Origin of the sequence: Arthrobacter sp. lap29, from assembly GCF_032458965.1 — a bacterium.
GTDB classification, from domain to species: Bacteria; Actinomycetota; Actinomycetes; order Actinomycetales; family Micrococcaceae; genus Specibacter; species Specibacter psychrochitiniphilus.
In genome coordinates this window covers 68,911-94,265 of the sequence record NZ_JAUCEK010000007.1, presented here as the reverse complement: position 1 = coordinate 94,265, position 25,355 = coordinate 68,911, and the positions used below count along the sequence as shown (strand labels likewise).

Genomic DNA, 25,355 nt, shown 5'->3' with positions numbered 1-25,355 from the left:
ATCATCAATGTGTCCTAGGAACTGGATAAATTGCGGCAGACCCTGCGGGTGCGGGAGCATTGCGCCATCACCACTTCCTCAAGTGGTAGGAAGCGGACACGTCAAGAGCTCTATCTGCCGCGCATCCTCATCCAACCGTGGGGTGACTACAGCCAGCATGTAACTCTCAACCAAGTTTCAGACGGCTTACTGGATCCGGCGGGGTCCATATAAACCGCTGGGTAGCACCTGGCGTGTCAACGGGAGATCTGTTGTAGAGCCCAGGAATTCCCGTCGGGATCGCTGAAGTAGGCGTAACGGACGCCCCCGCCCATATCGCTGACCTCGGACACCTCTACCCCGGTGCCAAGAAGTGTCCGGCGGATGGTGTCAAGATCATCCACCACTAAATGCAAGCCATGGACTGGTGCTGCTGTGGGATCGCTGATGCCCACGCCAATAACAATGGAGCACGCTGATCCTGGGGGTGTCAGCTGGACCACGCGCATGCCGTTGCCGGGCTCAATGTCATGATCTAGTTTGAAACCCACTTGATCAATGTAGAACGCTTTGCTGCGCTCAACATCCGTTGAAGGCAGCGGAACCAATTCCAAACGCATGTCCACGGGGGCTCCTTCTAACGGCAAAATCAACTTAGCGATCCGCTACGATGGCCGCGCTATAACCTGACAATGTCAACGCGGCCTCGGAACCAGCACCAGTTAGCTGGGTCCCGCCGTCAGTGGCTAACAGTAGATGCTGTCCATGGACAGGCACGTCCACCATTTTGGCGGAAAAATTCAGGGCCACACTGATCCCGCCCCTGCGCAATACCAGCCACTTCGCGTCCTCTTCAAAGAGGACCGAGGTGGCAGCAAAGTCCGGCTGGCTAAGTTCGGGGGTGGATCGCCGCAGAGAGATCAGCCTCTTGTACAAGTCTAAAAGCCGTGCATGATCGCCGTGGGCGACTTCTGACCATTTGAGCTTGGATCGGGTGAACGTCTCAGGGTCTTGCGGGTTGGGGACCACCATTGGGTCCCATCCCATTGCCGCGAACTCTTCCAAACGACCCCTCGCAGTGGCTTCAGCCAGCTCCGGTTCGGGATGGGAGGTAAAGAATTGCCACGGCGTGCTGGCCCCAAATTCCTCCCCCATGAACAGCATGGGTGTGAAGGGCGAAGCTAGTGTTGCCACAGCGGCGATTGCTAGCTGCCCATACTCCAGGGTCTGTGACAAACGATCGCCGGCAGCACGGTTGCCGATCTGGTCATGATTCTGATTGCACACCACCAACGCGGAGGGATGCACCATCTTTTTGTTGATCTCCCGGCCGTGATGGCGGCCACGGAAACTGGAGTAGCTCCCGTTGTGAAAGAAGCCCTCCTGTAATACCTTGGCAAGCGCTCCCACTGAATCAAAATCTGCGTAGTAACCCGCGGTCTCGCCGCTGACATTGACATGCACGGCATGATGGAAGTCATCACACCATTGCGCTCGCAGCCCGTTGCCATTTTCCGATCGCGGATACAGCAGCCTTGGATCGTTGAGATCTGATTCTGCGATCATGGACACGGCCCGGCCGGTCTCGGCAGAGACGGCCTGGGACATCTCTGCCAGCTCTTCAAGAAGGGGCCGTGCCCGCTCATCCTCCAACGCGTGGACGGCGTCCAGCCGCAGGCCATCCACATGGAAGTCCCGCAGCCACATGGCAGCGTTTTGAAGAATGTAGCTCCGGACAGTGTCCGATCCCTGTCCGTCCAAATTCACGCAATCGCCCCAAGAGTTGCCGGCCCCCTCTTTGAGGTAGGGACCAAAACGGGGAAGGTAGTTCCCACTGGGACCCAAATGGTTGTACACCACGTCCTGGATGACGCCGATCCCCGCCCTGTGTGCCGCGTCGACGAAACGCTGGTAGGCAGCCGGGCCGCCATAGCCCTCATGGACCGCATACCAGAGCACGCCGTCGTATCCCCAGTTGTGAGTGCCGTTAAAGTCATTGACCGGGAGCAGTTCAATGAAGTCAATGCCGAGCTCTGTCAGGTAATCCAGCTTCTGCGCTGCCGCATCCAACGTGCCCGCATCTGTGAAGGTGCCAAGGTGCAGTTCATAAATCACCGCACCGGTCAGCTCCCGGCCGTGCCAGTGACTGTCCTTCCACATGTGAGCGGTGGGATCGAAAGTGCGCGAGAGGGAATGGACACCGTTGGGCTGCCGGCGGGAGCGCGGATCCGGCAGGGGAGTGCTGTCCTCGTCCAGCAGGTAGCCGTAATCCACCTCAGCGCCCGTGGGGGCACCTGGACAGGTCCACCACCCCTCATCTCCGGCGGGCTCGTCGCTGCACCGCGTCATGGCATGTTCCGTCCCGTCAGCGCGCAGAATAACAGTTTCTGCGGCCGGAGCCCACACATCGAAGCGTCCGCGCTCTGGTCCCTGGTGGGTCAAGGCACTCTCCTTTTCACTCTTGAGGGATTAAACGGGGGTAGCGTCCGGAGCCAGGCCACTTGATAGCGGCTCGAGGTGGCTCTCGGGTTTCAGAAGGGCCACGGGATGGCTGGAAAGGATCTCTCCTACGGGTACCTCGCCTGCCGTGAAGGTGCGGCCCGTCAGCTCATCAGACATAGTGCTGGCTAGGCGGATGTAAGTCTCTTGCCAGCCGCCCATTTGTTTCAGCCCATGGGGAAGCCTGGTTGCCAGTGTCAGCGCACCTTGGCCGTCACCGCCATCGCGGCTGAAGGCCAGCAGGTGTTTCGCTGCCGGACCTTGGGCATATACGGGGGTGTAGCCGGCGAACAGTTGCGGGTGACTGCGGCGCAGCCGAAGCGCACGCGAGGTCACCAGCAGCTTTGTTTGCTCCCCAGCGGCCGACGCCGGCAGCGAGCCTTCGTCCAGCTGCTCCAGCATCCGCTGGCGTGCACGGAAATCGACGGGCCGGCGGTTGTCCGGGTCCGTGAGGGAACGGTCCCACAGCTCGGTACCCTGATAGACATCCGGAACGCCGGGCATGGTGAGCTGAACAATTTTTGCGGAGAGAGAATTGGATGCCCCATAGGGCTCCAACAGGGAAACCAGCGTCTCCAGCTCGCGGTGCGCCTGCGGGTTGTCGAAGGCAGCATCAACCACCTCCGCCAACCGCTCTTCGAAGCTCTCCTTCGGGTGGGCCCAATCGGTTGATTTCCCGGCTTCACGGGCTGCCTTTTCAGCGTAAGCGTGAAGCCTGCCGCGGTCCGCCGGCCAGACACCGGCTATGGCCTGCCACAGCAAATTGGCCAGCGGTCCGTCAGGCAGCGGAGCCAAGGCCTGCATGCGCTGCACAAACTGCCCCCACACAGCCGGCAGTTCCGCCAAAACAGAAATCCTGGCCCGGGTATCCTCGCTGCGTTTGGTGTCATGGGTGCTCAACGTGGTCATAGATAGCGGGATCCGCTCCTGACGGCGGCGCATCCGGGCGTGGAATTCTGCCGGTGGGATGGCGAACTCCGTGGGGTCCGCCCCCACCTCCGTCAAAGTGCCCAAGCGGTTGTGGCGGAAGAAGGCGGTGTCCTCCACCCCTTTGGCCATGACCATACCGGAGGTTTGTTGGAAGCGACGGCCCAGCTCAGCGCCGTGGTCCGGGCCCACCTCCAGCAGCAGCGGCAAAAGGATCCCCACCGCATCCTGGAGGTCGGGGCGCCTGCGGGCAGCCTCGGCGCACGCCGCCTGCAAAATCTGCGCACCCTCTGGCAGGTACGTCCGGTAGATGGGGAAGCAGGCAATGATTTCAGAGAGTGCATCAGCCCAGTGCTCAACACCCAATCTGGTGTTCTCCGGCACCAGCCGGGCCAACCGCAGCATTTCCGAGTGCAATATTCCATCCGTGACCCGCCGCTTGGTGCCGTGGATGGTCTCCTCGTAGTCCGGTATTGGACCGCCGCGCAGCGTGGCACTGACAGCATTGATGCCCGGCTGCCCGGTGTTGTCAATGAACACCCGGTCTATGTCCGCCAAGGCGTCGTAGCCCGTGGTGCCCTCGCAATCGAAACTTTGGAGAAGATCCTCGCCCGGCTCGAGGATTTTCTCCACCAGCACATACCTGCCGCCAATTCCCTCTCTGAGCCGGTGCAAGTAACCTTCCGGATCAGCCAAACCGTCGGGATGGTCGATGCGCAGCCCATCCACCAGATCCTCATCAAACCAGCGCAAAATCTCTTGGTGGGACTGGGCAAAAATCTCCGGGTCCTCTACACGCAGACCGGCCAGCGAGTTCACGGCGAAGAACCTGCGGTAGTTCAAGTCAAAGTCTGCCCGGCGCCACCCGATCAGCTCGTAGTGCTGCCGCTCATGAACCTGGGCCGCTGTCTGGCCCTCCGAGAACGTGCCCTGTGCTAGCGGGAAGCGGTGCTCGTAATAGCAGAGCTCGCCATCTTTGATCTCAAGGACCTCAACATCTTGATCATCTTCAAGAATGGGGATGCGGATCCGCCCCGCTCCTGCCGCCCAGTCGACGTCGAACGCGCTGGCCCACGGCGAGTCCTGGCCCTCTTTCAGGAGGGACCACCACCAGGGGTTCGCCTTGGGTGTTGCTACTCCCATGTGATTGGGCACAATGTCCACCAGCACGCCAAGACCCGCCTCGCGCGCCGCCTGGGAGAGAGCCATCAGCCCCTCCGGACCGCCACGGTCGGCATCAATGGTGGAGGTATCCGTGACGTCGTACCCGTGAGTTGAGCCCTTTTCCGCCGTCAGAATGGGGGAGAGGTACACCCAATCCACGCCCAGCAACTTCAGGTATGGCACGGTGTTGGCCGCATCAACCAAGGTGAAGTCGGCGTTCAGTTGCAGCCGGTATGTGGAAGAGGGGACTCTCATCACACAGCTCCTTCGGCTGGGGTGTCACCTTCGGGTTCGTCCGTGGTGTCCGGGGTCATGGCAGCCAAAGACGCTGCGGCGGAGTAGTCAACCAGTTCTTCTGGGCCGGAATAGGCGCGCAGGACCATCGTGGACTTTGCCGCCAATTCAACGGTTGCGCCAGCATCGGGAAGCTCTTTATCGGCGCCTCCTGCAGTGTCCACCAGAATCTCCCATGACGGAGAATATTCCTTAGGGGGGAGTTGGAAGTTCAGGGCTTGGTCATCGGCATTGAACAAAAGCAAAAAGCTCTTGTCAGTGATGCGGCGTCCGCGGCTGTCTTGTTCCCTGATGCCTTCTCCGTTGTAGAAGACGCCCACGCAGCGGCCAAATCCACTGTCCCAGTCTTCGGGGCGCATATCCGCCCCGTCCGGCCTGATCCAGACGATGTCCGGGAGAGCTTCGCCTTCTCCGCGCACAACCGGCCGTCCGTCAAAGAAGCCGCGGCGCCGGAAAACGGGATGGTCGGAGCGGATCTGGTTCACCTTGGCCGTAAACTCCACCAAGGGCTGGTCCACAGCATCCCAATGCACCCAGCTGAGCTCGGAATCCTGACAGTAGGTGTTGTTGTTACCTTGCTGGGTACGGCCTAGTTCATCCCCGTGCACAATCATCGGAACGCCTTGAGAGAGCAGCAGCGTGGTGATGATATTGCGTTGCTGGCGTGCGCGCAGGGTCAGCACAGCAGGGTCATCTGTGGGGCCTTCAACCCCACAGTTCCACGAGCGGTTGTGCGATTCGCCGTCGTTATTGTCTTCGCCGTTGGCTTCGTTGTGCTTCTCGTTGTAGGAGACCAGATCCCGCAGCGTGAATCCGTCGTGAGCTGTGACGAAGTTGATGGAGGCCACGGGGCGGCGTCCGGAATTTTCATACAGGTCCGCAGATCCGGTCAGCCGGGACGCGAATTCGGCAAGGGTTGCCGGTTCCCCCCGCCAGAAATCTCGCACAGTGTCCCGATATTTGCCGTTCCATTCGGTCCATTGCGGCGGGAAGTTACCCACTTGGTAACCGCCAGGGCCCACATCCCAAGGTTCGGCAATGAGTTTCACCTGCGAAATAACCGGATCCTGCTGGATCATTTCAAAGAAGGTGGAAAGCTTGTCCACGGCATAGAATTCACGCGCCAAGGTGGACGCCAAATCGAAACGGAAGCCATCCACATGCATTTCCAGCACCCAGTAGCGCAAGGAGTCCATGATGAGCTGCAAGGAGTGGGGATGCCGGACGTTCAGCGAATTTCCTGTACCGGTGTAGTCCATGTAGTACTGGGGTTCATCTTCAACGAGACGGTAGTACGCCGCGTTGTCGATGCCCTTGAAGGACAAGGTAGGCCCCAAATGGTTGCCTTCTGCGGTGTGGTTGTAAACCACATCGAGAATGACTTCGATCCCCGCTTTGTGAAGGTCGCGGACCATGGCCTTGAATTCTTGGACCTGGCCGCCGTGCTCACCCGAGGAACTGTAGGTGTTCTGCGGGGCAAAGAAGCCGATGCTGTTGTAGCCCCAATAGTTGCTGAGGCCCTTCTCCATCAACGTGCCATCGTTGACAAATTGATGGACGGGCATGAGTTCGACGGCGGTGACGCCAAGTTTTCGATAATGGTCCAGCATCACCGGATGGGCAACGCCGGCATAGGTGCCGCGCTGCTCCTCGGGTATTTCACTCTGGAGCGCAGTGAGGCCCTTAACGTGGGCTTCGTAGATAACACTCTCGTGGTACGGGATGCGCAGCTGGCGGTCCCCGTCCCAACTAAAAAATGGGTTGATGACCACGCTGTACATGGCATGCGGTGCTGAATCTTCTTCTTGCCGCGCGTCCGGATCATCGAACTGGTAGGAGAACAAGGAAGGATCCCAGTCAATCTGACCATGGATGGATTTTGCGTACGGGTCCATGAGGAGCTTGTTCGGGTCAAAACGCAGGCCCTGCCCAGGGCTGTACGGTCCATGAACTCGGTAGCCATACTGCTGGCCCGGTTGCACCTCAGGAAGGTAGCAGTGCCAAACGTGGCCGTCCACTTCCTCCATCTCGATGACTGTCTCCGTCAAATCTTCGGCCAGAAGACACAGCATCACTTTCTCGGCGCGTTCACTGAAGAGCGAAAAGTTGGTGCCCGTTCCATCGAAGGTGGCTCCCAAGGGGTAGGCATTTCCAGGCCAAACTTCCAAGTGTCCTCCAGAGTGAGAGATCAGCGTTGTGCGGTGCCGCACGCGCTTTCAGTGCGTGCACGTCACAATACCTGATGGACAGGGACAACTTGTTGCTCGGTTAACTCCCGCGTCGGCTTTGGCGCCGGCTAGGGCGCCGCGGCCGCCGGCCCCTGTCCCGGTGCTCACATTTCCACTTTGTAGGGGCCGGCCGGGAATTAGTAGAGCTTGTTCGCACCGCCGTCGGCCATCAGGGTTTGCCCCGTCATGTACCGTGAATCGTCGGAGAGCAGGAATGCCACCACGGGTGCAACATCCGTTTCAGGATCACCGAAACGGCCCAACGGCACCTTCTCCAACGAGTCTTGGTACATTTTCGGGAAGGCCTCGCTCCACGCCTTCACCCCTGCGGTCAATGCCATGGGGGAAACAACGTTGACACGGATGTTGTCCTTAGCCCATTCGTTGGCAGTGACCCGTGAGAGCCCGCGGATGGCTTCCTTGGCGGAGGCGTAGGCAGCCTGGGTCTGTTGCCCCACGATGGCCGAGCCTGAACCGAAATTCACCACGGACCCGCCGTTGACGGCCAGAAGTGGGTACGCGGCCGCCATGAACTGGCGGGTAGCGCGGAAACCTGTGTTGAAGGAGAGGTCCCACTGCTCTTCGGTCAGTTCATTGAACATGGCTTGCCGTGATGCATGGGCGTTGTTGACCAGCCCGTCCAGCCCGCCGAAGCTTGATGTGGCCATTTCCATGGCGTTCGTGGCAACGTCCTGCTCGCTGACATCACCGAGCAGGAACCGCACGTTAGCGCCGAGGTCCTTGGTCAGGGACTCTCCAGCGTCCGCGTTGATATCAACTGCCACAACCTTGGCACCGCGGGCCACCAGTACCCGGGAAATTGCGCCGCCAATTCCGGAAGCTCCACCGGTGACGACTATGACCTTGTTTTCGAGCTGCATGGTGGCTCCCTATTCATTTTCATAATATGAGGGTGTTGAGCACCCCTCTGCACTTTGCCCCTATACACAATCACAAAATCTTGTGTGCAGGCTGGAAGCGCTGAAGTTTAGACTCCCTTGCCTTCTTTTACGGCTACAACCGGGGCCATCTCGGCACAGCTCTTTTCAGGTCAGCAGTTTACGTAACCCAATGCTGTAGCCGGCCCGTGCAACAACAGTTCCCAGGGGTCTGAGCCAGCGGGGTAACCAGGCTGGCTGGAGGCTTTGGCGCCAGATGACCTCTACCTCGGAGCCGTGTTGCTCTACGGTGGCCTCCACTTCTCCTGCTACCGGACCAAATTTGGAGACCTTGAGAAGTCCCGGCTTTCCAGGAGTTGGCGCTTCGGCTTGGCGGACCAGCATGCGGTCTGCCATTTTCACTGGCCCCAAGGACGTGAGCCCAACGAATTCCAGGCCGTCGATCATCCGGCTTTGGGCTGGCGTTACTACGGTGAGGGGAATGGCTCGGGTGTGGTTATCCAGATCGGTCAGTTTTTCCCAAATGTCACTAGCATCGCCGCTGCACTTGATCTGCAGGGTGAACGTATCGTTGAAGCGCTCACGCGCTAGGGGCTTTCCTGCTGCATCACCCAAGGCCCGTGCGGCTGCAACGCCGCTGGCCAAGGCGCCTTGAATGGAAGGTTCGGTAGTGTCGCCTGCGATTATCACGCCGTCGATCCCACTTTCCAGGGGACGTTGCCCGGGTTCGAGGCAGGGCAAGGCATTCACAATGTCGTGGCGCACCAGCAGTCTCCAGTCAGGATTATGAACTCCCATGATGCTGGCGGCTTGGGCCATGGCTTCGCTGTCCTCCAACCCATGCGCACCTACTGCTGTTGCTTGTACCAGATGACGTCCGGCAGGGGCGTAGGACGGGCAGATGTTGGAGATCACAGATGTGTGGATCAGCCTGGATTCTTCTCGGACATCAAGGTAGAGGAAAGGCAACTTACTGGGACGGTGCGCAGCATCGAACCACCACGTGGTCAGGGAGTTCATGGTGGGTTCTGGCTGTCCGGTGAGCCTGGCACTCGTCCTGGGGCCGGCGGCTACTACCACCCGGTCTGCTATCAGCTCTTCACCAGAGCTACAGACCACGCGCACTTGGCCATTGTGGCTGATGAGCGATTCTACGGGCGTTGAGAATCTGATGTGTTCCAATATCGGCTCGGCTAGCTGATGTGCCACTGCCACCATTCCTTGCGCTGGCAGTGACGGGATTCCCTTGACGAAATACCAGGCCAGTGTTTGAGCTGATGAAGCCACGGTTTTTAGATCGGGGTCTGCCACCACACCGCAGAAGAATCGTTGAATAACCTTGCGCAATGGCACACAGAAACCAGCGCGGTCAATGGTTTGCTGCAGAGTCAGTGATTCGCTTCTGGCCAAGCGGTTCCAACGGATGAGCGCAGCGAGATCTCCCAACGTGAGGGTACCTCCTAGCAGCCCTTTCAGGTAAGCGGGATGCCGGAAAGGATCCGCTAGTACCTGAACGCCGGAACCATCGCGAATAGCAACACCACGTCCTGATGGATGCAGATCGAGGTCATTGAGATTCAGTGCAGCCTGCGCATCTGGATAGCTCGGGTTAATAAGCTGAAACCCTCGATCGCACCGAAATCCGTCAATTAGCTCGGTATCGACGCGACCGCCCACACTTTGGGAGGCTTCCAACACCGTGACGTCGTGCCCTTCTTTGGCAGCTAGTCCTGCAGCACGCAGCCCAGCTAATCCTGCACCAATAACAATTACTTTCACAGCAATTTTCCTCTTCGGTCAGGAGTCATCGCACTACTTTGCGCCGATACCAGAGCTTAGCCTCGATCCGGCACTGAAAGAGAGCGAACGGCCTCTAATTCTCCTCACAAGATCGCTCTCCGCGCAGGCGCCCAACTCGATGAACCGCCGCCGCCACATACGGTTACGGTTCATTGTTCGCCGTAGTAGGCGTTACTCTTCACCGCAGTACGCATCACAGGCATTGCGGTAACCCTGTAAAAATGTTTTCTCACTGAGGGAAGCCCCCCCCCTTCCACTTTCGAGGCGCTAGGTCGATACGAAGGGCACTTATTCCACCGCTGCGGGGGAGAATAATTCACCCCTTAGGGTGAAGACGTTCATCCCTGCCAGCACTAGGCTTCTGGTATGAAAGTCATGCAATTTGGTACAAAAGTTATGCAAGTAGCAAACGGTACAACCAAGTCATCGTTGCGCCTTTGCGTGCTGAGGAGCGCCAACCGCGGTCTGGCTAGTTCAAGCCCCGCCCGGTCAGGTTCATGACAGGACCCTGTATTTCAAGCTTTTCTCCAGCCGGGTGAGCAATACTCTAAAGCAACGGAAATCTAGATTTGCAACACGAGTAAAAAATCTGCGTGGGGCGCTAGAAGGGTGAAGGCAGTGAGCTTTAGCGATTTAGAGAATCTACAGTTCTCACAATTATTGGCGCAGCGTTTTTTGGTGCGTAGAAGATAGGAGTAATGGAAGGTATGTTGAAAGATTTGGGATTATTGCAACCATTGGTTACTCCAACGGTCAAGCTCCACAGACTCTTTGACGGTTATGACCTTGATGTCTACGCCAAGCTTGACTTGCTCCAGCTGGCAGGAAGCACTAAAGAACGAACAGCGAATGGGCTGATCGAAGAACTTCTTGGCTCGGCTGCGCTCCAGCCTGGGGGCATGGTCATCGAATCGACCTCCGGGAATTTGGGTATTGCCTTAGCCAGGCAGTGTGTGGTGAGGGGTCTGCGGTTCACGGCTGTGGTGGATGAGAATGCAAATCCTTTGGCTTTGGAACTCATGGAAGCCTACGGAGCAAGGGTTGATCTGGTGCGGACCCCAGCTGACGGAAATAAGCTGGCAGCACGCCGCCGCCGGGTCAGCGAACTGTTGGCAACGAATCCGGGTTCCGTGACCACTAACCAATATGGTTCATTGGCCAATCCACGGGCACACTTTGAAACGACCATGCCTGAAATCATCGCCGGATCCGGGGGCAATCTGGACTATTTGTTCGTTGCCACGAGCACCACCGGCACCCTGCTCGGGTGCCAGCAGTACGTGCGGGAGCACGGGCTAAAAACGAAGCTTGTGGCTGTCGATTCCGTGGGGTCGGTTCTCTTCGGTGGGCAAGAAGGTACACGCCGGCTACCAGGGCTCGGCGCCGGAATACTGCCGGAGTTAGCCGCATCCGCCGACCCGGACCTCGTGTTCCAGATTCAGGAGATAGACATGGTGCGCGGTTGCCGGCGGCTTGCCCACAGTGAAGGCATTCTTGCCGGGGCCTCCACCGGTGCCATTGTTGCTGCCATGGATACTCTGGTGCCCAATCTAAAAGCCGGGACACGCTTAGCCTTTATGGTCCATGACTCCGGAGTGCCTTATTTGCAGAGCGTTTACAATGACGAATGGGTCCGCAGCACACTCAATGCCGAGCCCGCGGGGGACCAAGAACCACGTGCAGATCTCACCATCAACACACGCTCGAACCCTTGATCCGGATAGCTGTCATTGGAGGTGGGCCCAAGTGCCTTTTCGCGTTACTGGCACTGCACGATCTCATCCCTGCCGCGCAGTCACCGCGGATTAGTGTTGACGTTTATGATCCACTGCCGCCCGGTGCGGGCAGTGTCTGGCGGGTCACTCAGCCAGAAGTGCTGCGGCTCAATGTCAACGCGGGGATTGTCGATGCCTCATCATCGCTGAGCCAGGAAAACTTCACTCGCTGGATTGCCCGCGTTGCCCCTGAACGATCGAAAGAAAAGTATCCCCCGCGGGTATTTGTGGGCAGGTACTTGAATGAACAATTCCAGCTTTTGTACCATCACGGGAACATTGGGCTCACTCATATCCCGCTAGTAGTCACCGGGGTGGAGCGCCACGGATCGCGGTGGCGAGTCAGCGGGCCCTTGAGTTCACAAGAGTATGACGAGGTTCTCCTAGCTACGGGGCACGGGGCTACGGGGCACGGGCTTGCCGGTGAACTGCGTCCGGATCCGCTAGCAGGGGCGCTCAATTCCAGCCCACTGATGGGGGACTACACCGCTCTGAACAAGACGGACGTTGCAGGTGGAGCCGAGGTTTGGATTCGGGGAGCAGCGTTGACGGCCTACGATGTAGCTCTGCTCCTCACAGAGGGCCGGGGCGGAACATGGCAGCCCTCCGGGGACGGCAGCGACGGCGTTCTGTATATCCCGAGCGGGGAAGAGCCGCGCCGAATCACTTTTTTCTCCCGAAGCGGGGCGTTGATGGAGCCCAAACCCGAGCATGTGCCAGCAGAGATTTCGCCCTGCCTTGATGTGTACCGGCAACGGTTGCGCCAGTGGGGTGTGCAGACCCGGGATCCCAATTCCGACGCCGGGCGGAGGCCATCCTGGCGCAGGCCAGCGGGGCGGGTACTGGCCGAGCACGCCTTGGCGAAGCAGGTAGTGGCCGGACAGGCGCTGGCCGGGATGTGGCGCGTCCTGCTCGAATGTGCCATGGAGTGTGCACGTCTTATGGGGGCCCCGACAGGTGCTCTTGAGTTGTGGCGAACAGCGTTGACAGGAGACTCCGTAAGCGCCAGTCCTGATACAGGAAAGCTGTCACAGGAAACGAACGCAGCCGTACTGCTGCGGAACAGCCTCTGCGTCAATCAGCTCAGGGCGCCCGTCACGACGGGGTGGATTTGGGCCAGGGTATGGTCCGGGCTCTATGCTGAGCTGGTGGTGGCCATGGATAGGCTTCCGCGGACCACGGGCGAATGGCGCCTCTTTACCCGGGTGGCCCGAAACTTGGAAAAGTTTACCTTCGGTCCGCCGGAGCTCACCGCGCGCAAGTTGGTGGCGCTATTAGAGGCCGGAATCCTCCATGTTGCCGGTGCCGGGGAGAAACCGCCTGCAGGTGCCGTTCTCGTTGATGCCGTGACCCCGGGACCCGGAGTGCTCCGGAGGCCAGCGCCAGAGGCCGAACCCAACAGTGACCTGGCGGCTCAGCTTTTGAGGGCCGGAGAAGTCATGGTGCGTCCGGGAGAGCGTGGCCTGTTGACCGATCTCGACGGAACATGCTTGGCTCGTGATGGGTCTAGAAATGAACGGTTGGCAGCCTTGGGCCGCCCTACCGAAGATCCAACCTTGGGTCATGACACCCTTAACAGATCCCTGCATGGAGAATACCGTTTGTGGGCCCAACGGGTTGCTGCCCGTGCCGCCGCTCAACCTGACAGCTAGGAAAAAGTGATGCACCAGAAAATGTACGGTACTGCACGGTTGACCGCCCGGATTGAGCCGTGGATGGAGGAAATCCTTAGCGATCCCACTCGTTGCCGAGAGCTCATTGATAGCTATGGATCGCCGGTGAACCTGCACGAATATTCAGCCATGGGCAAGAACGTCAAGGAACTCAACAGCGCTGCAGCCGCGCATCACATTGATTTCCAAATTTACTTCGCACGCAAAGCCAACAAAACCATGGCAGCCATTGATCGCGCCGTTCACGAAGAGTGTGGGGTGGATGTGGCGAGCCTCAATGAACTACGCCAATGTCTTGACCGTGGCGTGCCCGCCGCTCGGATCATTGTCAGCGCCGCAGTGAAATCGAAGGCATTGATGGAGCTGGCCATTGCCTCCGGGGCCACCATTAGCCTGGATAACGACGAAGAACTACACAGCGTGCTTGAACTGAGCAGCAACAGCGCAGAGCCCCTTCATGTGGCTTTGCGGCTGGCCATCAACCACCCAGCCATACCGGCTACGCGCTTTGGGCTTCCTGCATCTTCATGGCTGCAAGTGCTCAATGACGTTGAGTTGAGAGCACAGCTCACGGTTGCCGGTGTTCACTTTCACCTCAACGGCTATGACGCCCACGCGCGTTCCCTCGGGATTCATCAAGGACTAGACCTCATCAGCCAATTGCAGACCTTGGGCCATAAACCTTCCTTTGTGGATATGGGAGGCGGAATACCCATGTCCTATCTGGAGAGTGCCACCCAGTGGGAAGATTTTTGGTCAACATTGGGCACCTTGCCGGAAGGTGATGAATCGCTGACCTGGAAATCAGATAGATTTGGCTCCTCCGGCAAGGCCCCGAATTCCGGGGTTTACCCTTACCACCAAGACCTCACCCGCGGGGCGTGGTTGGATAAAGTCCTATCATATGTTCCAGAATCAGGGGCGCCATCCGTTGCCTCCGCACTCCGTTCTGCCAAGATCCAACTGCGCTGCGAGCCGGGCCGTTCACTGATGGACGGATGCGGACTCACTCTTGCCGAGGTGGCCTTCACCAAGAAACGCAGCGACGGCGTCCCACTGGTGGGCTTGCACATGAATAGAACCCAGTGCCGCTCCACGTCGGCGGACTTCCTGCTCGATCCGGTCCTTGTCCCCGCCGCCCCTGCCGGAAAGAAACGTGCTGCCGATAGCGCTTTTCTGGTGGGCGCCTACTGTATTGAAGATGAGCTGCTGCTGCGCCGGCGTTTCGAATTTCCGCAGGGGGTAGCAGCCGGGGACTTAATTGCGTTCCCCAACACTGGCGGGTATCTCATGCATATAGTTGAAAGCGCGTCCCACCAATTGCCGCTCGCCGCCAACATTCACTTTGATGGCACGCAATGGGTGCCCGATGACATCGACCGGGAAAAGCTAAGCTTCTAAAACGTCAACCCACCGCACCCTACGGCTCGTGGTTCAGATGGCTCGTCTACTGCTCGGTCCAGAAGGAATTCAACCCAGAAGGAATTCAACCCGGTGGCGACGCCACCGCGGTGACGAATCCGGAGCCGGGCATCACAAGAGTCGTGACAGAAGGATAAACGAGCTCGGCGGGCAGTGTTGATCCGGGACACACGGTCCATGCAGCACGGTGTATCAACACTCTGACGACGGCACACTGCCATGGCTGGACATGGTCACAATCACGGATTCTTGCGCATCGAGGGGATAGGGCGTTGCTTGGAGCGGCCTGGGCATTCCATCTCTAGCAGTCTTATGCCCGGGCCATCATTTCTGAGGTGGCAGCCTCTGGTTGGCAAAAATATCCAACCGTGGCTGGCGTACTTACGCCGGAGATTGTGCTGATGCCAGCACCACGCTGCTGCGCATAGCTGGGTTCTAGGCTAAGGCCTACCCTCCCGTTCCCTGCAGCAAAGTCATCAGGTGCCGCGAGGACTCGAATCGAATTCAGCCCGAGCTAGTTCGGCTAGCCGCCGCTCATGTGGCTCCTAACGCCGGATAGCAACGGAAGTCTGCTTTCTTAGTGTGATTGATTTCTAGAATGCCGCCGTAGTCTCATCCTTCCTCACGCAGCAACTGAACGTCTGTCTGGACCATCTCCGCAGGGGCTACATTCTGCTTCCTGGCGTAGACCATGGACGCCTGCTGTGCTTCATCCAGTGGTGCCGCGGAGGGGTCCCCGGCTTCGATGGCGCTCCGGATTGCCCCTGCCCGGGCGCCCTCCCGCAGCATGGCTTTCATCCTTACGACATGGTGGTATCCCGGTGATGGAACACATTCTTATAAAGCGCCATATGCTCCTTTATCGTGTGGGGGCCCACGGAATGCACCAGCATAATATTGTCTACGTTGCCGCCGGGGCCGGTGGGGACTACGGCTAAATTGGCTTGGAATCAGATTCCCGCCCAGGATTGACCAAAAGGGCGCGGGGAGCGCTCTGCCGAGCAGCGGCACTAGCCATCCCGGAAAAGTTAGTTTTCGCTGATTCGACCGCTGGCATAAGTGGTGGCTGCACGGTGAATTGCGGCCGAAACGGCCGCTATGGCCGGCCGCTGGCTCGAGGCTTCGCGGGTGGTAAGGAGAATCTGCCGGTTCTGCATTCCGGAGGTGGGAAATCTGCGAGTTGTGGTGGAAGCTCCTACGAGCGAGAGACCAGGGAGCACTGCCACGGCTAATCCTGCTTCAACAAACCGCAAGTGGACCGAAACGTCTTCAGAAGAACAAATTATCTTGGGATCGAAGCCTGCTTTGCGGCATTGGTTTGTCAGCCATGTTCGGGAGGCGGAGGCAGCCGTTTCCACCGCCCAGTGGGCCTCTGCGAGCTGGGAGATCAGGTCTCTACTGGGATCCAGACCGTCCGCGATGGTTGCATCCATGACCAGCCACAAGGGATCCTCCATGATGGTAGTGACAGCAATACCCGGCTGCGCCGGCAGGGGAAGCCCCGGGAATGACTCGGCAATAACCAGGTCATATTCCGAGGAGGCCAGCGAGGGCATGGTGGCTTCAGGTTCGCCTTGCTCGAATTCCACCGAAAGCTCTGGATGGAGCCGGCGAAGCTCTGCAATGGCATCGGGAATAATTGTCAGAGCCGCGGATTGAAAAGCGGCAACCCTGACCACCCCGCGCGGTTGTGACACGGACATGGAGACATCAGCCTCGGCACGTTCCACTAAGTCCAGGATTTGCTCGGCGTGGGCTACAAGGATTAAACCTTGAGGGGTTAGCTGCAGGCGGCGCCCCGAAGGCTCAACCAAGGGAACGCCGACTTCCTTTTCAAGTAGGCGTAGCTGCTGTGACACTGCCGAGGTGCTGTAGGACAACGCGGTGGCCACGGCTGAGAGGGTCTTGCGGTGGTAGAGCTCCCGCAAGACCCTGAGCCGGACGATGTTCAGCACGTCTGTTCCTTCTGCTGTGTGGCGTGGGCGGCCGGTGTGCCGCTAGAGAAACTCTACGATAATCTCAACCTCGACGGGTGCGTTCAGGGGAAGCTCGGCAACTCCCACAGCCGAGCGGGCATGCGCTCCACGGCTGCCGAACAATTCCACGAGCAGCTCGCTGGCGCCGTTGATCACCGCAGGCTGTCCATTGAAACCGGATGCTGATGCAACGAAGCCGGTAACTTTCAGGATCCGTGCAGTGTCCAGATCGCCCAGTGCGCCAGCGGCGGCCAGAGCGTTCAGAACGCACGTTCTGGCCAAATCCTTCGCCACCTCAGGAGAAACCTCAGCTCCAACCTTGCCAAGAGCTCCCATGGTGCCCTCATGCAGAGGCAGTTGGCCGGAGGTGTAGACCGTATTGCCTGTCCGGATGGCGGGAACGTAGGCGGCCACGGCCGAGGAGGTTTCCGGCAGGGTCAGGCCCAGCTGGGCGAGGCGTTCTTGAAGAATGGGGTGGGAGAATGCGGTGGGAGTGGCAGTCATGGTGATCCTTCTGGTTGGTTTTAGTGGCCGAGTTGGTGTTAGCGGCAGAAATTGGAGACGGTGGTGGCAAGGGCGTGAGCGACTCGTATCACTGAGTCCAGTTCCACCCATTCGGTGGCGGCGTGGGCTCCGCCACCGTCAACGCCGAAGAGCAGCCCGGGTATACCTGCCTCGAGCATCAGGGATGCGTCAGTCCAGAAAGCTTCACCGCGGACGGTGGTGGGTTTCCCGGTGACCGCGGCAGCCGCGGCTTCAAGGGCCTGGACAATAGGCTCCTCGGCAGAGACTTCAAAGGCGTGCCGTTCCAGGATCTCGGTCACGGTGTAGCTGAAATCGGGGTCCGAGCTGGCGATGTCATCGAGAACTTTCCGCAGCTCAGCCTCCACCGTTGACGAGTTCTCGCCAGGGACCGTGCGCCGTTCAAGTGAGACGGTGCAGGAGGCGGGGTAGCTGGAGAGCTCCTCCCCACCGCGAATCAGGGAAGCGTGGATGCTGCCAGTTCCCAACATCTCATGGGCGGCGCCCTGGGGTAGCGAACGGCTGAGGTCATCGAGGCCGGTGAGGAACTTGCCGGCCTTTGCGATGGCATCGATCCCCAAATCAGGGCGGGAGCCGTGGGCGGCGGTACCGTGAATGGTCACGTCAAACCATACGAAGCCACGGTGTGAGATGACGATGTCCTCATGTGTTGGTTCAGAGACAATTGCCGCGTCAGCGGTGAAATGCCGCAAGACCTCCTCCGTACCAGCGCTGGCGAATTCCTCATCCGCGACAAGGGCTACGATAATGTCGCCAGCATGGGGCTGTGACGCCGCAGCTGCCGCGGCGACCATCATCGCTGCGATGCCGGCTTTCATATCGAAAGTGCCGCGGCCGTACATGCGCCCGTCCTCCACTCGCGGCTCCAGCGGTTCCCCGTCGAAGCCTGCGAGGGTGACGGTATCCAAATGTCCGTTGAACATCAGGGCCTTGCCTTGCCCGGTACCGGCTGCAACGGCAACAATGGACGGGCGCCCAGGCACGGCTTCAAGCCGGGTAATGGTGAATCCCCGCTGTTCCAGCCACGCTGCCGTGAAGTCCGCAATTGTTGTTTCTCCAGCTGCGCCTGGCACAAGGTCAGGATTGACGGAATCGATCCTGACCAGGTCTTCCAAAAGCGCCACAGGATCTTCCAGCAGGCTGATGATGGCGCTGGGTACTAAATTTTTGCTGATTTCCATGGGGAAAGAGCCTTTCATCGAAGCGGGTTTGCTGCCAGGCCCTCTGTGCTGACCAAGACGATTACGGACGTTGCATCGAGCCCCAACGCCTCCCTCCGCTGCGGGATGGACAAGGCTGCTCGAACACCGGCCAAGGTGGCTGCACCACACGGGCCCACATCCAAGCCTAGGTCCTGAAGATCCAAGACTGCTTGGCGGCAGTCGGACTCAGAAACGCTCACCGCGGCATCAAGTCCTGCCAGTAGCGCCGGCCAGCCCAGCTCTGAGGGGGTGCCGCAATTGAGCCCTGACATGATTGACGGGTAGGAGGTATCCACCACTACCGGAGTCCCTGACAGCAAGGACTGTGCAATGCACGCTGCAGTTTCCGGTTCAGTGCTCAAAAGGACAGGAGCGGCATTGCCCGCGGTCCGGTAGTGCTCCACCAATGCTTGGGCGAGTGAACCAACGCCAACAGGGCAGGCCACCAAGTCCGGGCCGGATGCATTCATTTCCCGAAGTGCATCATCAATCTCGCCAAACAGGGTGCCATAACCGTCCACAATCCACTGCGGAGCCTGCATGTACCCTTCCCACGCCGTGTCCTGAATCAACACATCGCAGGCTTGGCCCTCTGTGGATTTCGCGGCAAGCATGACCACATCATCGTAGATGTTCTGCGTTTCGATCAGCTCAGCACCTTCTCCGGTGATGCCTGCAATTGCGGAGGAGCTCAGGCCTGCCGGAACGTAGATGCGGGCAGTGAGGCCCAGTAATGCCGCCATTCTGGCGATTGCTCGGCCGTGGTTGCCATCGGTTGCCGTGACAAGTACAGGGGTTTGCGCAACGTCTACGTTGGCGTGGATAAATTCCTTGAGCCGGGGAACGGTCATTCCCTCGGGGTCCAGATCGTAGCGCTGGCACAGGGCCCTGCATACGGCCCATGAGGCGCCGAGGATTTTGAAGGCAGGCAAACCCAAGCGGTTCGATTCATCTTTTACCAAGACTTGGCCGACACCCAGCTCAGTGGCAAGGGAAGGCAGGCTAACCAGCGGTGTGGGGGTGTAGCCATCAAGGCTGCGGTGAAAGGGCAGGGCAGATTCAGGCGCTGCAGTCTGCCATGAGCGGGAGGTGGGATTCGAGTACCAAAGGGAGGTCTGTGTGGGAAGCATGTATCCATCGTCCAACAAAGAAAGGGAAAGTAAAAGTGTTTATTTGTGGTCAATTCCTTACACTTTTACTTCAAATATAATTGTCCAATTCTGCTTCAAGATAAAGGCCGTATTTGACCGCTTTTTGTTTACTTCATGATGCGGGACACTTAATGCAGTGACTGGGGACACATGGAGTGGGCCACTCGTAAAAGCTGGTGGTGCCACACCCAATCCAACCCGGCACCATCAATACTTGAGCGTCATCTCGCACGCAACGGCCACAATATCTAGGAGCAACAAACGGATGTCAGAGAAAACCATCCCCGACCACGCAGTGTGGCCCGGCACCGTGCACAACGGGATTCTGTCTGTGCCCTCCGGCTCGCACCCAGCCCCACAGCGTGGCTTTGACGTTGCGGAGTTCGCCAACCGGCTGGCACGTGCGCAGCAGCTGATGGCTGAGTCCGGTATGGACGCAATGCTGATCACCACGGAAGCTGAGTTTCGCTACTTCACAGGCTTTTTGACGCAGTTCTGGCAAAGCCCCACCCGTCCCTGGTTCCTTCTGGTGCCTGCCATCGGTCAGCCCACCGCCGTGATTCCAGGGATTGGATACCCTCCTCTGGCGCAGACCTGGATTGAGGACATTCGGACCTGGACGTCCCCACAGCCGCAGGACGAGGGGGTTTCCCTGCTGGCCGAGACCATGCATGAAATCCTCGGTGACCGGGCCCGGGTGGGAGTGCCCATGGGCCCTGAAACTACCCTGCGCATGCCACTGGCGGACTACGACCGGCTCCGGGCAATGGTGCCCGGATTCAGCTTCCATGACGCAACGGAAGTGGTCAAGACCTTGCGGATGGTTAAATCAGAGGCGGAAATTGAGAAGATCGCCCATATTTGCCGCATCGCCTCCGACGTTTATGACCTGGTCCCTAGCATCGCCACCCCTGGCCAGCCGCTGGTGGAAACCTTCCGTGCGGTCAAGATTGAACTCCTCAAGCACGGGGCCGACGATGTTTCCTACCTTGTTGGCGCATCAGCTCCGGGTGGGTATGACAATGTCATTTCTCCCCCAGGGAACCGTCCCTTGACCGAAGGGGACGTGCTGATGATTGATACAGGCACCGTCTACGACGGCTACTTTTGCGACTTTGACCGAAACTGGGCCATCGGAAAGGCGGACCCCGCAGCCAAGCATGGTTACGCCACACTCTTCGAGGCCACCAACGCCGCGTTGGAGATTGCCCGGCCTGGAGCCACAGCAGGGGACCTTTTCAGAGCCATGCAAAAAGTGATCGTTGACAACGGCTACGCCTGCGGCAATGTGGGCCGGTTAGGCCACGGACTGGGTATGCAGCTGACCGAATGGCCCTCGCACACCAACGCGGATGAGACCATCCTGGTTCCCGGCATGGTCCTCACCCTTGAACCTTCCCTCGATATGAAACCCGGTCAGGGCATGGTGCACGAAGAAAACTTTGTGCTTCGCAACAATGGCCCTCAGCTTCTGAGCCGCCGCGCCCCCGAACAACTCCCTGAGGTGCACTGAGATGAAACTGTCCTATGAATCAGATGCGGGTGTTGCCACCCGCGCCCGCCTGGGCGTTATTGTCCTGCAGGTTGATGAAACGCTCGAATACGAATTCCAAACACTACTGAAGCTACCCGGCGTCGTGCTTCACCACACCCGGGTACCCAGCGGGCTGGACGTCACCGAGGAAACACTAGCGGCCATGGAAGAACACATCCCCATGGCTGTGAGCTTGCTTCCCACCGGGGGTTCCTTCGACGCTATTGGGTACGCATGTACCTCCGGTGCAAGCGTCATCGGAGCCGAAAACGTGGCCAAGGCCGTCCGCTCCGCCTACCCTGCCGAGGTTCAGAACTCCTCAGTGATGCCAGCTGTCACCGATCCGTTGACAGCAGTACGGGCAGCCTGCCAAGCCCTGGGCGTCCGCCAGCTGGGATTCGTCACCCCCTATGTAGCGGAAGTGTCCGAGAAGCTCCGGTCCGCGTTGGAAGAAGACGGCCCCACCATTACCGGGTTCGGTTCCTTTGAGGAATCCGAGGAATGCAAGGTGGCGCGGATCGCCCCTGAATCGGTCTACGAAGCGATCCTCAAGGTGGGGCAGGCCTCGCCCTGCGATGCCGTTTTTGTCTCCTGCACCAACGTGCGAACCTTGGACATTTTAGAACGGGCTGAAGCCAGCCTCGGCAAGCCCGTCATCAGCAGCAATCAGGCGCTCGCCTGGCACATGCTCCGGCTCTCAGGCATCAATGACGCACTGCGCGGATACGGGCGGCTGCTGCGACTACCTCTGAGCCCCACCAATGAAAGCGTAGGGACCGCCACCGCTGCGGTCCAAGGAGGTGCAAAGTAATGGAAAGTTTTATCACGTGGCTCAACGGGCTTGTCTGGAGTCCGGTCCTTGTCATCATGCTCCTTGGCGCAGGCCTGTTTTTTACCATAGCCACCCGCTTCGCCCAGGTCAGGCACGCCCTCGAGATGGTCCGGCTGACCTTTGAAGGGAAAAGTTCCGCATCCGGAATCTCCTCCTTCCAATCGCTGGCACTGTCCTTGGGCGACAAGATTGGTGTTGGCAATATTGCTGGCGTTGCCACAGCAATTGCCTACGGCGGTCCCGGCGCCGTTTTCTGGATGTGGGTGACAGGTTTCCTCGGCATGGCCACCTCCTTCATTGAAACGACCCTGGCTCAGGTCTATAAGAGCAAGCAGGACGGAGAATACCGAGGGGGAACTCCTTACTACATTGAAAAAGCCCTGAAACTGCGCCCTCTCGCCATTATCTTTGCGATCATGACCATGATCACCGGCGCATTCCTGCTGCCGAACGTTCAAGTCAACGCCATCTCCGCATCACTGAATTCAGCCTTCTCCATCAACACCCACATCACAGGGATTGCGCTGATGGTAATTCTGGCACTGATCATCTTCGGTGGCATCAAACGCATTGCCCGCACGGCCGAGTTTGTGGTTCCTTTCATGGCGGCCGGATACATTCTGGTGGGCCTGTTGATCATGGTGGTGAACGCCGCAGAGATACCCGGGCTATTCGCCTTGATCCTCTCCAGTGCCTTCGGCACGAATGCCACGTTCGGCGGGATGATTGGTGCTGCAATTGCTTGGGGAGTCAAGCGCGGGGCCTTCTCGAACGGAGCTGGCTTTGGAAGCGAGACGTATGCCCCGGCTGCTGCCGAGGTTTCACACCCGGCCAAACAAGGACTGGTTCAGTCATTTGCCACCTTCATAGATACGCTGGTCGTCTGCTCCATTACTGCCTTCATGATTCTCATTACGAAGTCCTACAACGTCATTCCGGCAGCAGGTGCGCCGCTGGCAAATCACCTGGACGGCGTTGAACCCGGTCCGCTGTACACCCAGGCCGCCATCGAGTCCGTCCTGCCGGGGTGGGGTTCAGGGACGCTTTCAATTGCTATTCTCTTCTTCGCCTTCACCAGCGTGATGTTCTACATGTACATGGCAGACACCGGACTGGCGTACATCAAACGCTGCTTTGGGATCACGTGGAAATGGCCCGGTGTAGTGCTCAAACTCGGCTTCCTTGCATGCGTATATCTGGGAAGTGTCACCTCCGCCTCGTTCGCCTGGTCGCTTGGGGATCTAGGGTATGGAGCCATGGCGTGGATCAACGTGGTAGTGATTGTCCTCTTGGCCAAACCTGCCCTGCGGGTATTGCGAGACTATGAAAAGCAGCGCAAGGCCGGCATTGACCCTGTCTTTGATGCGGTTGCTGCAAAAGTTGACGGAGCTGATTTCTGGGTCAAGGAACCTGTTATGGCTCCTGCGCAAAGCCTGCGAAGAGACGTAAAGTAGTTCCCTGTCCCGCCTCGCATCTTGTGGTGAGCGGTACATCGAACCCAAATGAATGGCCCTCGACCATTGCGGAGACGCAGTGGTCGAGGGCTATTCATTTAACCCGCCGCGGTAGCGGGTAGGTGGGTGCTTCTGAACCGCGGGTGAGGGTTGGTTTGACGAGGGCCACCACGGAAGCCGCTGAATCGCCGTCCCTGGCAAGTGTTGCCTTGATTTGTTAGCTGGATGTGGCAGGTTGAAAGAATCAGATTGTTCAGGAGCACTGTGCAATTGTGTATGGAAAGTTTCTTGGCCGCGGTCCATCGCATTGACGAAAGGAACATTTACACCATGAATGCTTCACCTTCGAAGCCTGACAACCCCCTCATTGCCTCGCCCAGTAATGGCGGCGCCGACACGGTCGGAGCGCTCTTGCGCCGTACCGTCTCACGCAACGGTGCAACGGAGGCCGTACTGTTCCAAGACCGGCGATGGAGCTATGCTCAGCTCGAAATGGGTGTTGACCGGGTTGCACGCCGTCTGCTGGACCTTGGGCTCCCGAAAGGTGCCCGGATTGCGGCCTACGGCGCGAACTCCGACGCCTACCTACTTCTTTACCTTGCGTGTGCCAAGTCCGGGCTGGTCCACGTGCCCGTGAACTTCGCCCTGAAAGGGGATGAGCTCAGCTACCTGCTCAACGACTCGGGCGCCAGCGTTTTGGTGGTTGATCCCGAGCTGTTGCCGCTCGTGGACGAGTTGAGATCCGCTAGCCGGCTTCCGGCGCTTGAACAGGTGTGGCCGATGTTCCCCGGAACCGATTCCCCCGAACCCTCCGTCGTGGAAACGGCCCTGACCGACGACGTCGATACGGTCCCGGTAGAGGACGAGGGTGGCGAACAGGAGATCCTCCAACTGCTCTATACCTCGGGCACAACCTCCGCACCCAAGGGGGCAATGATGACCCACAAGGCATTGCTTGCGGAATACATCTCTTCCATCATCGGGCTGGACCTTACCGCTGATGACCGGCCGCTCATTGCAATGCCGTTGTACCACTCGGCTGCCATGCATGTATTCATGCTGCCTTACCTTTCGCTCGGAGCCACCATCCGGCTGATCGCACGTCCTGACGTCGGCAAGATTCTGGAGCTCGTCGAGGAAGAGCGCATCGGCTCACTTTTCTTGGCGCCCACGGTGTGGGTGCCACTGAGTAACCACCCAGATCTAGAGACGCGGGACTTGTCCTCGCTGACAAAAGCACAATATGGGGCATCCATCATGCCGGTAACGGTGCTTCAGCGGTTGCGCTCCCGGTACCCGAAGATTGGGTTCTACAACTGCTTCGGCCAGTCCGAGCTCGGCCCCCTATGCACAGTTCTTCGCCCCGAGGAACACGAAACGCGTCCTGCCTCCTGCGGCCGGCCCGTCTTCTATGTGGAAGCGCGCGTCGTTACCACGGACGGCAGCATCGCCGCCGCAGGTGAGCCGGGGGAGATTCAGTACAGGTCACCTCAATTGCTGGTTGGCTATTGGAACAAGCCCGAGGCCACCGCCGAAGCCTTTGTTGATGGCTGGTTCCGGTCAGGGGATCAGGTGACCCGAGATGCCCATGGTTACATCCAAGTCGTGGACCGGATCAAGGACGTGATCAACACTGGGGGAGTGAACGTTGCGCCGAGGGAGGTGGAAGATTGCATTTACGAATTGCCTGAGGTTGCTGAGGTGGCCGTGATTGGCATTGCAGATGCTAGGTGGATTGAGGCGATCACGGCAGTTGTTGTTCTTAAAGACGGGGCGTCCCTCACTGCAGAGTCTGTACGCGCGCACGTCAAGAGCCGGTTGGCAGACTATAAGGCACCCAAACGCGTCGACTTCGTCGCAGAACTTCCCCGCAACCAGTCGGGCAAGCTCCTGAAACGGGAACTGCGCGCGGAACGAGCCGACTAGATCACGGACAGTCCGCCTGAAGCGTTACGCCTTGCTGCCATTTCCGGACTACGCGCCAGCCATTTAGCATCTCGTAT

18 protein-coding genes are annotated in these 25,355 nt (G+C 58.9%); 7 read left to right on the top strand and 11 right to left on the bottom strand.

Annotation, left to right across the window (positions count from 1 at the left end):
- Positions 1 to 236: 236 nt before the first annotated feature.
- The 6 genes from RY113_RS13020 to RY113_RS12995 form a co-directional block, all read right to left on the bottom strand.
- Positions 237 to 599, bottom strand: a complete 363-nt coding sequence (locus RY113_RS13020) for a VOC family protein (protein ID WP_218868079.1) — start codon at positions 597 to 599, stop codon at positions 237 to 239.
- 34 nt (positions 600 to 633) lie between these two features.
- The gene (gene treZ / locus RY113_RS13015) at positions 634 to 2,421 is read right to left on the bottom strand and encodes a malto-oligosyltrehalose trehalohydrolase (protein WP_315914895.1); all 1,788 of its coding nucleotides are present in this window, start codon (positions 2,419 to 2,421) and stop codon (positions 634 to 636) included.
- A gap of 27 nt (positions 2,422 to 2,448) precedes the next feature.
- Positions 2,449 to 4,824, bottom strand: a complete 2,376-nt coding sequence (gene treY / locus RY113_RS13010; RefSeq protein WP_315914894.1) for a malto-oligosyltrehalose synthase — start codon at positions 4,822 to 4,824, stop codon at positions 2,449 to 2,451.
- Positions 4,824 to 7,031 carry a glycogen debranching protein GlgX gene (glgX, locus tag RY113_RS13005; protein WP_315914893.1) on the bottom strand — a complete coding sequence of 736 codons (2,208 nt, stop codon included), beginning with the start codon at positions 7,029 to 7,031 and terminating at the stop codon, positions 4,824 to 4,826. Before glgX ends, treY begins: the two co-directional genes overlap by 1 nt.
- Positions 7,032 to 7,228: 197 nt before the next feature.
- Positions 7,229 to 7,972 carry an SDR family oxidoreductase gene (locus RY113_RS13000; RefSeq protein ID WP_315914892.1) on the bottom strand — a complete coding sequence of 248 codons (744 nt, stop codon included), beginning with the start codon at positions 7,970 to 7,972 and terminating at the stop codon, positions 7,229 to 7,231.
- A gap of 165 nt (positions 7,973 to 8,137) precedes the next feature.
- A complete protein-coding gene (locus RY113_RS12995; protein ID WP_315914891.1) occupies positions 8,138 to 9,769 on the bottom strand; it encodes an FAD-dependent oxidoreductase in 1,632 nt (543 codons plus the stop codon).
- A 728-nt stretch (positions 9,770 to 10,497) separates the two neighbouring features.
- On the opposite strand from RY113_RS12995, the gene RY113_RS12990 reads away from it, so the two are divergent.
- From RY113_RS12990 to RY113_RS12980, 3 genes are read left to right on the top strand one after another with little or no spacing between them, the layout of a single operon-like run.
- Positions 10,498 to 11,505, top strand: a complete 1,008-nt coding sequence (locus RY113_RS12990) for a pyridoxal-phosphate dependent enzyme (RefSeq protein ID WP_315914890.1) — start codon at positions 10,498 to 10,500, stop codon at positions 11,503 to 11,505.
- Complete coding sequence (locus RY113_RS12985) at positions 11,502 to 13,217, top strand: FAD/NAD(P)-binding protein (protein WP_170121002.1); 1,716 nt, start codon at positions 11,502 to 11,504, stop codon at positions 13,215 to 13,217. The genes RY113_RS12990 and RY113_RS12985 overlap by 4 nt, the downstream gene beginning before the upstream one ends.
- Positions 13,218 to 13,226: 9 nt before the next feature.
- A complete protein-coding gene (locus RY113_RS12980; RefSeq protein ID WP_110107160.1) occupies positions 13,227 to 14,639 on the top strand; it encodes an alanine racemase in 1,413 nt (470 codons plus the stop codon).
- A gap of 633 nt (positions 14,640 to 15,272) precedes the next feature.
- Here the strand turns inward: RY113_RS12980 and RY113_RS12975 are convergent.
- From RY113_RS12975 to RY113_RS12955, 5 genes are all read right to left on the bottom strand, one after another.
- Positions 15,273 to 15,449: a hypothetical protein gene (locus tag RY113_RS12975; RefSeq protein WP_170121001.1), complete on the bottom strand. Its 177-nt coding sequence runs from the start codon at positions 15,447 to 15,449 to the stop codon at positions 15,273 to 15,275.
- 239 nt (positions 15,450 to 15,688) lie between these two features.
- On the bottom strand, positions 15,689 to 16,615 hold the full coding sequence (locus RY113_RS12970) for a LysR substrate-binding domain-containing protein (protein ID WP_315914889.1): 927 nt from the start codon (positions 16,613 to 16,615) through the stop codon (positions 15,689 to 15,691).
- 42 nt (positions 16,616 to 16,657) lie between these two features.
- Complete coding sequence (locus RY113_RS12965; protein WP_110107158.1) at positions 16,658 to 17,140, bottom strand: RidA family protein; 483 nt, start codon at positions 17,138 to 17,140, stop codon at positions 16,658 to 16,660.
- 38 nt (positions 17,141 to 17,178) lie between these two features.
- Entirely contained in the window at positions 17,179 to 18,360 is a 1,182-nt protein-coding gene (locus RY113_RS12960) for an ArgE/DapE family deacylase (protein WP_211315153.1), read from the bottom strand.
- A gap of 14 nt (positions 18,361 to 18,374) precedes the next feature.
- Positions 18,375 to 19,511, bottom strand: coding sequence for a diaminopropionate ammonia-lyase (locus RY113_RS12955; RefSeq protein WP_110107157.1), 1,137 nt, complete (start codon positions 19,509 to 19,511; stop codon positions 18,375 to 18,377).
- Positions 19,512 to 19,797: 286 nt separating this feature from the next.
- On the opposite strand from RY113_RS12955, the gene RY113_RS12950 reads away from it, so the two are divergent.
- The 4 genes from RY113_RS12950 (at position 19,798) to RY113_RS12935 (ending at position 25,278) form a co-directional block, all read left to right on the top strand.
- Positions 19,798 to 21,045 carry a Xaa-Pro peptidase family protein gene (locus RY113_RS12950; protein ID WP_315914888.1) on the top strand — a complete coding sequence of 416 codons (1,248 nt, stop codon included), beginning with the start codon at positions 19,798 to 19,800 and terminating at the stop codon, positions 21,043 to 21,045.
- Between the two features lies 1 nt (position 21,046).
- Positions 21,047 to 21,877: a hypothetical protein gene (locus tag RY113_RS12945; protein WP_315914887.1), complete on the top strand. Its 831-nt coding sequence runs from the start codon at positions 21,047 to 21,049 to the stop codon at positions 21,875 to 21,877.
- A complete protein-coding gene (locus RY113_RS12940) occupies positions 21,877 to 23,352 on the top strand; it encodes a sodium:alanine symporter family protein (RefSeq protein WP_110107154.1) in 1,476 nt (491 codons plus the stop codon). Before RY113_RS12945 ends, RY113_RS12940 begins: the two co-directional genes overlap by 1 nt.
- 330 nt (positions 23,353 to 23,682) lie before the next feature.
- Complete coding sequence (locus tag RY113_RS12935; protein ID WP_110107193.1) at positions 23,683 to 25,278, top strand: fatty acyl-CoA synthetase; 1,596 nt, start codon at positions 23,683 to 23,685, stop codon at positions 25,276 to 25,278.
- Positions 25,279 to 25,355 lie beyond the last annotated feature (77 nt).

Coding starts and splice junctions, on each gene's coding strand:
- RY113_RS13020 (WP_218868079.1), bottom strand. CDS start 599: ATGCGTTTGGAATTGGTTCCGCTGCCTTCAACGGATGTTGAGCGCAGC.
- RY113_RS12980 (WP_110107160.1), top strand. CDS start 13,227: ATGCACCAGAAAATGTACGGTACTGCACGGTTGACCGCCCGGATTGAG.
- RY113_RS12960 (WP_211315153.1), bottom strand. CDS start 18,360: ATGGAAATCAGCAAAAATTTAGTACCCAGCGCCATCATCAGCCTGCTG.
- RY113_RS12990 (WP_315914890.1), top strand. CDS start 10,498: ATGTTGAAAGATTTGGGATTATTGCAACCATTGGTTACTCCAACGGTC.
- RY113_RS12935 (WP_110107193.1), top strand. CDS start 23,683: ATGAATGCTTCACCTTCGAAGCCTGACAACCCCCTCATTGCCTCGCCC.
- RY113_RS12965 (WP_110107158.1), bottom strand. CDS start 17,140: ATGACTGCCACTCCCACCGCATTCTCCCACCCCATTCTTCAAGAACGC.
- treY (WP_315914894.1), bottom strand. CDS start 4,824: ATGAGAGTCCCCTCTTCCACATACCGGCTGCAACTGAACGCCGACTTC.
- RY113_RS12945 (WP_315914887.1), top strand. CDS start 21,047: ATGAAACTGTCCTATGAATCAGATGCGGGTGTTGCCACCCGCGCCCGC.
- RY113_RS12955 (WP_110107157.1), bottom strand. CDS start 19,511: ATGCTTCCCACACAGACCTCCCTTTGGTACTCGAATCCCACCTCCCGC.
- RY113_RS12975 (WP_170121001.1), bottom strand. CDS start 15,449: ATGCTGCGGGAGGGCGCCCGGGCAGGGGCAATCCGGAGCGCCATCGAA.
- RY113_RS12950 (WP_315914888.1), top strand. CDS start 19,798: ATGTCAGAGAAAACCATCCCCGACCACGCAGTGTGGCCCGGCACCGTG.
- RY113_RS12940 (WP_110107154.1), top strand. CDS start 21,877: ATGGAAAGTTTTATCACGTGGCTCAACGGGCTTGTCTGGAGTCCGGTC.
- RY113_RS13000 (WP_315914892.1), bottom strand. CDS start 7,972: ATGCAGCTCGAAAACAAGGTCATAGTCGTCACCGGTGGAGCTTCCGGA.